Source organism: Marinobacter sp. CP1 (assembly GCF_001266795.1).
Lineage (GTDB): Bacteria > Pseudomonadota > Gammaproteobacteria > Pseudomonadales > Oleiphilaceae > Marinobacter > Marinobacter flavimaris.
The window spans coordinates 3,395,450-3,406,290 of record NZ_CP011929.1 but is presented as its reverse complement, the minus strand read 5'-3'; the positions used below and the strand labels follow the sequence as shown (position 1 = coordinate 3,406,290).

Sequence of the window (10,841 nt, the reverse complement as noted above, 5' to 3'; positions counted from 1 at the left end):
ATCAAGTCGAAAATAAGATTAGTCGAATCTTTGCTATATTTCCCTGAATCGTTCGTTTCAGAGATCCACTCAATGAAAATCCCCAAAACCGTAAAATTTACCTCCGTCATCATCGGGCTTTCCCTGGCGGGATGCTCAATTCAGAACACGCTGTCACTGGGCGTTGACGATCCCTGCGCCTCACTGAAAGGCATCGTTGCTGATTACCCCTCTGGTTTTGAGGCTTACCGTGGCAGCTCCAATAGTTTCAGCTCGGTAACTGTCTACAATGCCAAAGAACAGATAATCCGCGGACACTGCGAAGTCTGGAGCTGGGCCAATAACGACAGCGCCTACGTCTGCTCCGGCAATACTCCCAACGACGAGGTGGCGACCACCAGGTACAACACGGCTGTAAACTGGATGGGGCAGTGCCTGGGTGATAGCTGGTCAAGCACTGAAGGGGAAAGAACGAGGGATGGGATGAATGCAGGAATGGTCACCCGGTTCAGCGCGGCTGAGGCTGGGAAACCGAATGTATCGGTTCACAAGGTGGCCTTCCGCGGCGATTCAGCGGTTTATGTGTATGTGGGTACACCCAGTCGTTTGGCGGAGTTCTAACCCGAGAAACCCTGCCAGTTGAACAACAAAAAGGGCCACCCCCAGAGGTGGCCCTTTTTGTTTTCCTGGCTAAAGCAGGCGTCAGCCCAGGTTCTTTTTCACGAACTTCTGGATCTCTCCCACGATACCGCTACGGAATGCCAGTACCGTCAGGACGAAGATCCCGCCGAGGATTGGGTCCACCCAGTCACGCAGGGCACCCTGGGACAACTGGTACTCGATGTTCACCACGAAGGTGGCACCAACCACCGGGCCCAACAGTGTTCCCATACCACCAACCAGGGTCATCAGGATGACCTCGCCCGACATATGCCAGTGGGCATCGTTGAGGGAGGCAAGCTGGAACACCACAGACTTCATGGAACCGGCCAGACCGGCCAGGGCCGCAGAGATGACGAACGCAAGCACCTTGTAGCGATCCACGTTGTAGCCCAGGGAGACGGCACGGGGTTCGTTCTGCTTGATCGCCTTCAGCACCTGGCCGAACGGACTACCGACGATACGCTGTACCAACAGGTAGCAGGCGATGAACACCGCAAGTACGAAGTAATACATGTTCAGGTTGTCTTCAAGATTGATGAAGCCCAACAACTCGCCACGGGGAATGCCGTGCATACCGTCTTCACCACCCGTGAATTCAGACTGGACGAAGAAGAAGAACACAAGCTGGGCAAGCGCGAGGGTTACCATCGCGAAATAGATACCCTGGCGACGAATCGACAGCAATGCAAAGCCAGTACCGAGCACTGTGGCCGCCAGCGTACCGGCGATGATGCCCATCTCGGTGCTGAGCCCGCTGTAATTACTGAGCAGGTAACCGGTGGTGTAGCCCCCTGTGGCCAGGAAGGCTGCGTGGCCAAATGACAACAGGCCGGTGAAGCCGAACAGAAGGTTGAACGCCACCGCAAACAGCGCGAAGCACAGGATCTTCATGAGGAAGACCGGATAGATCATGAACGGTGCCGCTAGCAGGAGGAGCAGCAGGACACCGTTCAGCATCATCTTTTTGCGATCCTGAGCGGCCTGTTCCTGAACGATAGCCTTGTGAATGTCGGCGGAATTGACTGGCTGATTCATGGTTATGCCTCCTTACCGAACAAGCCACTGGGCCGGAACATAAGAACCAGAACCATGACCAGGAAGATGATCGCCGAGGATGCCGGCGGATAGAAGGTTTTGGTGAACCCTTCAATCACGCCCATCAGAATACCGGTGATGATGGCGCCGCCGATGGAGCCCATACCGCCGATAACCACCACGGCGAAGACCGTAATCAGTGTGGCCGACCCCATGACCGGTGTCACCGAGTAGATGGGCGCGGCCAGAACACCTGCAAAGGCTGCCAGCGCAACACCAAACCCGTAGGTGAGGCTGATCAGAAGAGGCACGTTAATACCAAAACCCTGCATCAATTGAGAGTCTTCCGTGCCGGCCCGCAGGTAGGCGCCCAGCTTGGTTTTCTCAATCACGAACCAGGTTGCAAAGCAGACGACCAGCGCCGCTACGATGACCCAGGCCCGGTAGTACGGCATGAACATGAAGCCGAGGTTTACGCCACCCTTGAACATGTCCGGCATGGTGTAGCGAAGCCCGGAAACCCCGAACCAGTTCACCAGAACACCCGAGATGATCAGCGCGACGCCGAACGTCAGCAGCAGACTGTAGATGTGGTCCTGCCCCGCAATGCGACGCAGAAGAAAATATTCAATGGCGACACCGAAGGCACCAACCAGAAGTGGCGCCAGCAATAAGGCGACCCAGTAATTCACGCCCAGATAGTCGAACATCAGGACGGTGGTCATGGCGCCGAGCATATACATGGCGCCATGGGCAAAATTGATGATCTTCAGCAGACCGAAGATGACCGCGAGCCCAAGGCTCAGAAGGGCGTAAAAGGCGCCGTTGATTATTCCGATCAGGAGCTGGCCGGATAGCACAGCTAAAGGGACGCCGAAAATCATGGACATTGGGCTAACTCCAGAAGCAGCACAGGGATTGTTTTTTGGCTTTATTCTTTTCCGTTTTCATGGGTTCGCCCTGCCCTGTTGCAGGACGAACCCATAACGGTCGCTTTTAGTTATTGACCAGCTTGCACTTGCTCTCGGAGAGCGGACGGTAGGACTCTTCGGCCGGGATGGTCCGCAGAATCTTGTACAGATCCCACTCGTTCTTGGACTCGGCCGGGGTCTTCACTTCCGCCAGGTACATATCGTGCACCATGCGGCCGTCAACGCGGATCTTGCCGTTCTTGGCAAACATGTCGTTGATCGGAGTGTCCATCATCTGCTTGCGCACAGTCTGGGCATCGTCAGAACCGGTGGCCTCTACGGCTTTCAGGTACTGCATGGCGCTGGAGTAGATGCCAGCGTGAACCATGGTCGGACGCACGCCGGTTTCTTCCATGAAGCGATCAGACCACTCACGGGTTTCATCGTTCATGTCCCAGTACCAACCGGTGGTGAGCTGGATACCCTGGGCCGTCTGAGCGCCAAGCGCATGCACGTCAGTCAGGAACAGCAGCAGTGCCGCCAGAGTCTGGCCGGACTGGGTTACGCCGAACTCACTGGCGGTGGTGATGGCGTTAGTTGTGTCGGCGCCGGCGTTTGCCAGACCGATAACATCAGCACCGGATGCCTGAGCCTGCAGGATGAACGATGAGAAGTCCTGAGTGGGGAACGGATGACGCACTGAACCGATGATTTCACCACCGTTGGCTTCGACCACGCGAGTCACGTCGCCTTCCAGGGCATGACCGAAAGCGTAATCGGCAGTCAGCATGTACCAGGTTTTGCCACCTTCTTTAACGACCGCACTGGCGGTGCCGTTGGCCAGCGGATAGGTGTCGTAAACGTAGTGGATGTGGTTCGGGGTACAGTGCTCGTTGGTGATGCTGGAAGCCGCTGAACCGGAAATGATACCGAGGCGATCGTGCTCTTCCAGAATCTTGCTCACGGCGATGGAAACAGAGGAAGCCACCATACCGGCTACGAGATCGACATCCTCGTTCTCAACCCAGCGACGTACGGTGCTGGATGAGGTATCCGGGCTGTTACGGTCATCGGCGCTCACCACTTCAATCTTGGCGCCATTTACCTGGCCACCAAAATCGGCAATCGCCATTTCCAGGGCTTTCAGCCCGTTGGGGCCTGCCAGGTCACGGTAGGTGCCGGACATGTCCGCCAGATAACCGATCTTGACCGTGTCGTTGGAAATGGCCGCCTGGGCTCCACCTACCATCATGGCTGATGCAACGGCTGATGTCAGAAGCTTTTTCATCATTGTCATTGTTGTATCTCCGCTACTGTCTTGCGTTGGTTCGGGTTGTTGTTACTTTTCTTGCTCTCGTCCTATCCGGGATCAGACCCCCAAATAGCCATCCAGCACCGACTGTTTTGCACTCAGTTCGTTGGCGCTGACTTCTTCCACAATCTGACCGTGCTCAACAACGTAATGACGGTCGGCTAACGGTGCTGCGAAGTGGAAATTCTGTTCAACCAGGACAATGGTCAAGCCCTTGTTTTTCAGGGCAATCAGGACCTCTCCCAGCTTTTCTACAATAACCGGGGCCAGGCCCTCTGTGATCTCGTCCAGCAACAGCATGTTGGCGCCGGTGCGCAGAATACGCGCCATGGCCAGCATCTGCTGTTCGCCGCCGGACAGCTTGGTGCCCTGGCTGAAGCGACGTTCATAAAGGTTGGGGAACATGTTGTAGATTTCTTCCAGGCTCATGCCGCCGCTACGCACAACTGGCGGTAGTGTCAGGTTTTCCTGGACACTGAGTGAGGAAAAAATGCCCCGATGTTCGGGGCAATACCCGACACCCAACCTGGCAATATGATGAGGTGCACAGGACATTGTCTCCTCACCATTGATCATAATGGAGCCGGTGCGCCGGCCAACCATATTCATGATGGCTTTGAGCGTTGTGCTACGGCCCGCGCCATTGCGACCCAACAAAGTCACCAGTTCCCCGCGGTTCACCACCATGTCGATGCCGTGGAGGATGTGAGACTCGCCGTAAAAGGCGTGCAATCCGGACAGTCGCAGCTGTTCGTACTCGCGGTCGGATTTCGTGGTCATTGCGCTGCCTCCGCCTGATCATTGTCGGCGGTGGTGCCGCGCTCGCCGCTACCATCACTGCCCATATACACCTCGCGAACCCGTGGATCGCCGGAAACCGTCGCGTAATCGCCTTCGGTCAGAACAGCGCCCTGAGCCAGTACGGTGATGCGATCACAGAGTTTGCTGACTACGCTGAGGTTGTGCTCAACCATCAGGACAGTTCGTCCTTCGGCAGCCTTGCGTACCAGTTCCACAACGCGATCAACGTCTTCCGAACCCATGCCCTGGGTTGGCTCGTCCAGCAACAAAAGTTGGGGCTCCATGGCAAGCGTGGTGGCCAGTTCCAACGCCCGTTTGCGCCCGTACGCCAACTCAACCGTGGTGGTGTTGGCGAATTCAGCCAGGCCCACGGCGTCCAGGAGCTCCATGCAACGCTGGTTGAGCTTGTGCAGGGAGTTACCGGATTTCCAGAAACTGAAGGAGGTGCCCTCGAACGTCTGCAAGGCTACCCGGATGTTCTCCAGCGCGGTCATGTGTGGAAATACGGCTGAGATCTGAAACGAGCGAACAATGCCCTGGCGGGCGATGGCGGCGGACTTCATGGTGGTGATGTCCTGATCCTTGAACAGGATCTGGCCCCGGGTCGGGATCAGGAATTTGGTGAGCAGATTGAAGACCGTGGTCTTGCCGGCACCATTGGGGCCGATCAGGGCGTGAATGTGGCCTTTCTGGACCTTCAGGTTCACGTCGTCGACCGCAACAAAGCCCTTGAATTCTTTGACAAGGTTACGGGTCTCCAGAACGTACTGTTCACTCATGAGCCAATCTACCTTTGTTATTGTTGTGCGTTTTATCTGACTACCAGATTAGATTGACGTATACGTAAACGTCAACACTTAATTGCAGTTTTTAAGTACACTCTCGCTACGCAAAAAGTCGTATAGGAGTTCTACTACCTGGTCCTGCTTTTCCAGGTGTGGCGAGTGCCCCGCATCCTCGAGAAGAACGCCGCGGGCCTTTGGTCCGATGCCGGCAACGATATCCGTGACCTGCTCCGGCACTCCGTATTCGTCGTTTTCTCCCTGAATGATAATAGCCGGACATTCAATTGCCGCCAGCCAGCGACTGAAATCCATCGCCGCCTGAAACCCTTCGTCACGCCAGACTGTCTGCCAGGCGTTGAAAAGATCGTCAGTCCGGTTGCCGTGATAGCGCGCCAAACGATCCCGGATATCCGTCTCCCGGTAACGTACAGCCATTTCCTCGATACCAGCGAGGGTCAGGTGATCGGCATAGATGTGCGCCGCCATGGTCGCCAGCGCCTTTACACGGCCCCCCATGGTGCCGGCAGTCACGAGGGCAATGGAACCACCGTCGCTGTGCCCTATCAGCACCACATCCCTGATTTCGAGCTTGTCCAGGAGACGGGGCAACCACTGTTCGCCAGCTGTCTCAAGGTAATCGTGTGGGCGCGGGAGCTCTTCATCGGAAGAATGGCCATAGCCCTGACGATTGTAGATCAGCGCGTCGCAGCCGGTTGCTTTCGCGAGCTTTTCCGGAAACTTACGCCACAAGGCGATGCTGCCCAGGGACTCGTGGAGAAAAACCAGCACCGGCCCTTTCGGTTCCGCGTGCTGGATTCGCCTGACTTCCAGCTCAATACCGTCGCCTATCGGCACCATCATGTCACGAATCTGCATGGGATTACCGGTTTGGCGGAATTGAATAGGTCATGGTGGAGTGGGCAACCGGCTCTTCGGCACCTTCCGAGTAAACGAACACTTCGCCCACGCCCATGGTACGGCCGACTTTCAGCATGGTGGCACGGGCCCAGATAGGCTGATGCGCCACCGGCTTGCGCAGAAAATTAATGTTCAGATTAGTGGTCACCGCCAGGGGAACCAGGCCAATCTTGCTCAACAGCGCCGCATAAAGGGTGACATCCGCCAGCCCCATCATGGCCGGCCCGGAGACGGTGCCCCCGGGCCTGAGATGCGCCTCATCCACTTCCAGTTTCATTTCTGCCCAGCCATCCCCGAGCTTCTGCAGGGTGCCGTAGGCCTCCCCCTGCGGAAACTGCTCGTCAAGGAAGGCCTGCAGCTCTTCGAACGTAATGATCATGCTCCGATTTCTTCCTTGGCCTGATTACGCAGGACAAACCGCTGGATCTTGCCGCTGGGAGTCTTCGGCAGCTCATCAACAAACTCAATCTCCCGGGGGAAGGCGTGGGTCGAGAGCCTGCGACGCACCAACTCCTGCAGTTCGTCTTTCAGGGCCTGTTCGTCTCCAAGAGCGTAATCGCCCTTGATCACCACATAAGCCTTGATGATGGAACCGCGCTTTTCGTCCGGCTTGCCGACAACGCCGGACTCCGCCACAGCGGCGTGCTCGAGCAGTGTGCTCTCGACGTCTGCCGGTCCCACCCGGTAGCCGGCCGTGGTGATGATGTCATCATCCCGGCCACTGAAGGAGAAGTTGCCATTGCCGTGGTTGATGACCATGTCACCGGTGAGGTAGTAGCCGTTAACGAACGGGTCCTTTTCACCCCAGGTGTAACCGTCGAAGTGGAAAAGCGGGGACGCTTTTACGTCAACCGCCAGTTGACCAACTTCACCCTCGCCTACAACCTCGTTTTTCTCGTTCAGCGCGACCACCTTGTGGCCAGGAGAGGCATAGCCCATGGAGCCTTCACGGACCGGATGCGCCAGACCGTGGAAGTTGCAGCAGGTCATGCCAGTCTCGGTCTGGCCGTAATGATCTTTAACCGGGCAGTAGTGACGGTTGCGAATCCAGTTCACCACTTCCGGGTTCAGAGGCTCGCCGGCACTGCTGGCAACCCGAAGGCCCAGGTTCTCGCCTTCCGGCAGCACGTGATCGTTTGCCTTGAGCAAACGGTAAGCCGTAGGCGCCGCAGCCAGGTTGGTGATCTTGTACTTGCGGATCATGTCGTAGGTGGATTCCGGGGTAAAACCACCCGGGTTGAAGTGCGTGGCGTGGCCCATCAGCAGCGGCCCAACCACGGCATAGTAAAGACCGTAGGCCCAACCGGGATCGGCCACGTTCCAGAACCTGTCACCATCCTGCAGATCAATGGCGTATTTCATGTAAACGTAGAACGCCAGCAGCGCTTTGGCCGGTACCGCAACCCCCTTGGACTTACCCACGGTGCCAGAAGTGAACATCTGCAGGAACGGATCGTCGCCCTTGATCATGACAGGCTCGAAATCGCTCGACTGGGCCGCCAGGGTCTCTTCGAAGTCAGGGATGTCCGCGCCAATCTCACTGGCGTTTACACCCACAACCGGCGGGCAGACTTTGACATCGTTCAGCTTGGGATAGTTCTCCGGGTTGGTAACCACCAGCTTGGTGCTGGCTCGCTCGAACCGGTACTCGATGGCCCCGGAACCAAAGGCCGTGAACAGCGGCTGATACACGGCACCAGCACGCAGGGTTCCGGCGATAACGATCAGCAGCTCCGGAGTGCGCGGCAGGAGTGCAGCCACCCGGTCGCCCTTTCCGATGCCCTGGGATTTCAGATAATTGGCAAAACGCGCAGAGGCCTCTTTCAGCTCGGCGAAAGTCAGAGTGCCGTCACCGCCATCTTCGGTTTCGTAGTAAAGTGCAACCCGACTCGGGTCATCTGCCCATTTGTCGCAGATTTCGTGACATACGTTGAGCCCGCTATCCAGACGTCCATCCAGGATGTCCGCTTCCAGAGCAGCAGGATCGAAGTTGTTGTAAACGTCGGTATATTCCGGAAGGCTCATTCTCAACTCCTGTTGTTTTTATCATTGAAAGCACGGGTCAAGGTTTAGCACAGGCTTCACTTTACGTAAAGGTAAACTTTAGACCAAAAAGGAAGAAATCTGCGGGGCTTTATGAGCAGGAAAAGCGGGTGCGACAGGCCTGCCGCACCCTTAGAAGGGATCAAACACAAAAATCAGGATTTCGGTGTGATCTTTCCGGGATGGCGGCTTGAAAGTATGTGGTGCAGGGAGCCGCACTCCACCATGGGATCATCGCAATTAACCACGATGTCGGAGCGGGCAATGACATAGCCCTTGCCGGTGATGCTGTTTTTGATCACCTGGTACTCACCCTCTTCCTCAACCGAAGTGAATTCACCGATAAAGCCCGTCTCTCTGAGGGAAACGGTTTCCAGCTTGTCGCCCGGCTTGATGCTGCCTTCGTAGTTCATCAACGCCAGACGGGCGGAAGTGCCGGTGCCCGTTGTGCTCCGACAGATCACACCGGGATGCACATAGGTTGCCGAGCGGGACCGGTAATAGCCCTCTGCCACATGTTCCACAGGGCCCATGAAGTGCAGGAACGGCAGTGGCCCTACGTCGCCAAGCGTATAATGGGAAAAGCCCCGCTCTGCCTGAATCGCCTCGACAATGGCGTGGGCGGTTTCAGCGAGTTTGCGTTCTTCGTCCAGGGTCAGATCGAAGCCCATGCTGGCTGCATCAACCAGGGCATAAAAGCCGCCGCTGTATGCAACGCTGTAGGTAATCTCGCCCAGCGAAGGCACGTCGATGGTGGCCTTGTAGGTGTGGATATAGCTGGGCAGACCTTCACAGGTGATGGCTTCTACCACTCCGTCGTGCACCGTCGCCTCAATCTGGACCAGTCCGGCGGGCGACTCCAGTATAAAACTCTGCTGGCCTTCCTGTTTGGGCACAATGCCCGCTTCCAGCACCGCCGTAGCCGTGCAGATGGTGTTGGAGCCCGAGTAGATAGGGTAGCCCATGACTTCCATGATGATGTAACCGGCGGCAGCTCGCGGATCCGTGGGCGGCACCAACAGATCCACAGACATTTCCGGTATCCCGTAGGGCTCTTCCAGCAAAAGCCGGCGTAGACCGTCGGCGTCATCCCGCAGGTACTCCATCTGCGCTCGCACGGTATCGCCGGGCAACAGATCAATGCCACCGGTCACGATCCGGCTGACATCACCGCCGGCATGGGTATCCATCAACTGAATGGTAAGTTCCGGTTTCATCAAGCGCTCTCCAGTGACCAGGGTTGGCCGTGTTCTTCCCATTGTGAGTCGGGAACGATCACGATCTTGCCGAGATAATTACTACCCCGGTTCACAAAATATTCTTCTGCCCGGTGCAGATCAGAGAGCCGAAACGCACCGTGCAGAACCGGTTTCAGTTGCCCTCCCCGGATCCAGGCCATTAGTTGTTCCGCCTCTTCGCGGGTGCCATGAGACACCCCGAAAATCTGTACCTGATAGAGGTAGATCCGGGTCCACAGGATTTCGCTTATGTTGCCGCCACTGGCCCCGGCAATACTCAGGCGCGGGTAGGTGCTGCGGGCGTTCATATCGAAGATCATGGTGTCGATGAACACATCGGTCATCTCTCCGCCCACCAGATCCATCACCGCATCAATGGGCTTGCCCCCGGTTTCCGCTTTCACCCGATCTACAAAGCTGTCCATATCGGAGCGATCCAGCACCGCCTCGGCGCCCAGTTCCAACAGCGCTGCCGCTTTGTCCTGTTTACTGAGAGCATAGGGAATAGCCCCCATAATTCGGCAAAGCTGGATCAGGGCCGTGCCAACGCCCCCGCTCGCGCCGGTCACCAGGACCCGCTCTCCGGCCTTGATGTTGGCCGAGGTAAGCATGTGCATGGCGGTCTGGTAGGAACACATGCCCATGGACGCCACTTCGGCATCCGCCAGTTCGGCATTGGGTATGTGATGGAACTGGTCAGCCGGCAGCGCTACGTATTCCGCGTAACCGCCGTCGGCACCGTGGCCGTAGTAATCGGGCGTGAGATTGATGTCTCGGCGGTCATTGGCGTAGATGTTGAAATCCAGAAGGCCCCGTTCTCCAATGCGGGACCCATCCACACCATCACCAACAGCCACAACGCGCCCGGCGATGTCTGCCCCCTGGATCCGCGGAAAAACCAGCGTGGGCTTGCCGCCCATCTGGAAGGATGTCATTTCGCCTTTTTTGGTGGGATACAGCCCTTCCCGTGCCTTGCGGTCGGTGTTGTTCTTCGCCGTTGCCGTAACCTGAACAAGCACCTGACCGGCTCCGGGCGCAGGAACAGGCACGTCCTGGTACTCCAGTTTATCGACATCACCGTGACCGGTAAGAACCATGGCTTTCATGGTGTTCGGGATCATGGGCTGACGATCCTCCCTGTTTGCTGAATTTCGGG

Annotated in this window: 11 protein-coding genes; 1 reads left to right on the top strand and 10 read right to left on the bottom strand. The window is 56.9% G+C overall.

The genetic code is table 11. From position 1 onward, the window contains the following. The first annotated feature begins 72 nt into the window (after window positions 1–72). A complete protein-coding gene (locus ACP86_RS15740; RefSeq protein WP_008175906.1) occupies window positions 73–600 on the top strand; it encodes a hypothetical protein in 528 nt (175 codons plus the stop codon). 81 nt (window positions 601–681) lie between these two features. On the opposite strand, the gene ACP86_RS15735 is transcribed toward ACP86_RS15740, so the two are convergent. The 10 genes from ACP86_RS15735 to ACP86_RS15690 all read right to left on the bottom strand — a co-directional run bounded on the left by ACP86_RS15735 (window position 682) and on the right by ACP86_RS15690 (window position 10,806). Then, window positions 682–1,677 carry a branched-chain amino acid ABC transporter permease gene (locus ACP86_RS15735; protein WP_008175909.1) on the bottom strand — a complete coding sequence of 332 codons (996 nt, stop codon included), beginning with the start codon at window positions 1,675–1,677 and terminating at the stop codon, window positions 682–684. Window positions 1,678–1,679: 2 nt separating this feature from the next. Beyond that, window positions 1,680–2,567, bottom strand: coding sequence for a branched-chain amino acid ABC transporter permease (locus tag ACP86_RS15730; protein WP_053114709.1), 888 nt, complete (start codon window positions 2,565–2,567; stop codon window positions 1,680–1,682). 106 nt (window positions 2,568–2,673) lie between these two features. Continuing rightward, window positions 2,674–3,885, bottom strand: coding sequence for an ABC transporter substrate-binding protein (locus ACP86_RS15725; RefSeq protein WP_008175914.1), 1,212 nt, complete (start codon window positions 3,883–3,885; stop codon window positions 2,674–2,676). 72 nt (window positions 3,886–3,957) lie between these two features. Further along, window positions 3,958–4,680 carry an ABC transporter ATP-binding protein gene (locus tag ACP86_RS15720; protein WP_008175916.1) on the bottom strand — a complete coding sequence of 241 codons (723 nt, stop codon included), beginning with the start codon at window positions 4,678–4,680 and terminating at the stop codon, window positions 3,958–3,960. Next, window positions 4,677–5,480: an ABC transporter ATP-binding protein gene (locus tag ACP86_RS15715; protein ID WP_008175919.1), complete on the bottom strand. Its 804-nt coding sequence runs from the start codon at window positions 5,478–5,480 to the stop codon at window positions 4,677–4,679. The genes ACP86_RS15720 and ACP86_RS15715 overlap by 4 nt, the downstream gene beginning before the upstream one ends. Before the next feature lie 78 nt (window positions 5,481–5,558). Further along, complete coding sequence (locus ACP86_RS15710) at window positions 5,559–6,362, bottom strand: alpha/beta fold hydrolase (protein ID WP_008175921.1); 804 nt, start codon at window positions 6,360–6,362, stop codon at window positions 5,559–5,561. A gap of 4 nt (window positions 6,363–6,366) precedes the next feature. Beyond that, window positions 6,367–6,783 carry a PaaI family thioesterase gene (locus tag ACP86_RS15705; RefSeq protein ID WP_008175922.1) on the bottom strand — a complete coding sequence of 139 codons (417 nt, stop codon included), beginning with the start codon at window positions 6,781–6,783 and terminating at the stop codon, window positions 6,367–6,369. Further along, complete coding sequence (locus tag ACP86_RS15700) at window positions 6,780–8,429, bottom strand: AMP-binding protein (protein ID WP_014576407.1); 1,650 nt, start codon at window positions 8,427–8,429, stop codon at window positions 6,780–6,782. Before ACP86_RS15700 ends, ACP86_RS15705 begins: the two co-directional genes overlap by 4 nt. A gap of 173 nt (window positions 8,430–8,602) precedes the next feature. Beyond that, window positions 8,603–9,664: a proline racemase family protein gene (locus tag ACP86_RS15695; protein WP_014576406.1), complete on the bottom strand. Its 1,062-nt coding sequence runs from the start codon at window positions 9,662–9,664 to the stop codon at window positions 8,603–8,605. Then, window positions 9,664–10,806 carry a zinc-binding dehydrogenase gene (locus ACP86_RS15690; protein WP_053114708.1) on the bottom strand — a complete coding sequence of 381 codons (1,143 nt, stop codon included), beginning with the start codon at window positions 10,804–10,806 and terminating at the stop codon, window positions 9,664–9,666. Before ACP86_RS15690 ends, ACP86_RS15695 begins: the two co-directional genes overlap by 1 nt. Between the last annotated feature and the right edge of the window lie 35 nt (window positions 10,807–10,841).

What these genes read in the sequence shown, in the direction of transcription:
- ACP86_RS15705 (WP_008175922.1), bottom strand. Translation starts at nt 6,783, where the DNA reads ATGATCATTACGTTCGAAGAGCTGCAGGCCTTCCTTGACGAGCAGTTT.
- ACP86_RS15720 (WP_008175916.1), bottom strand. Translation starts at nt 4,680, where the DNA reads ATGACCACGAAATCCGACCGCGAGTACGAACAGCTGCGACTGTCCGGA.
- ACP86_RS15735 (WP_008175909.1), bottom strand. Translation starts at nt 1,677, where the DNA reads ATGAATCAGCCAGTCAATTCCGCCGACATTCACAAGGCTATCGTTCAG.
- ACP86_RS15710 (WP_008175921.1), bottom strand. Translation starts at nt 6,362, where the DNA reads ATGCAGATTCGTGACATGATGGTGCCGATAGGCGACGGTATTGAGCTG.
- ACP86_RS15715 (WP_008175919.1), bottom strand. Translation starts at nt 5,480, where the DNA reads ATGAGTGAACAGTACGTTCTGGAGACCCGTAACCTTGTCAAAGAATTC.
- ACP86_RS15730 (WP_053114709.1), bottom strand. Translation starts at nt 2,567, where the DNA reads ATGTCCATGATTTTCGGCGTCCCTTTAGCTGTGCTATCCGGCCAGCTC.
- ACP86_RS15740 (WP_008175906.1), top strand. Translation starts at nt 73, where the DNA reads ATGAAAATCCCCAAAACCGTAAAATTTACCTCCGTCATCATCGGGCTT.
- ACP86_RS15700 (WP_014576407.1), bottom strand. Translation starts at nt 8,429, where the DNA reads ATGAGCCTTCCGGAATATACCGACGTTTACAACAACTTCGATCCTGCT.
- ACP86_RS15695 (WP_014576406.1), bottom strand. Translation starts at nt 9,664, where the DNA reads ATGAAACCGGAACTTACCATTCAGTTGATGGATACCCATGCCGGCGGT.
- ACP86_RS15725 (WP_008175914.1), bottom strand. Translation starts at nt 3,885, where the DNA reads ATGACAATGATGAAAAAGCTTCTGACATCAGCCGTTGCATCAGCCATG.
- ACP86_RS15690 (WP_053114708.1), bottom strand. Translation starts at nt 10,806, where the DNA reads ATGATCCCGAACACCATGAAAGCCATGGTTCTTACCGGTCACGGTGAT.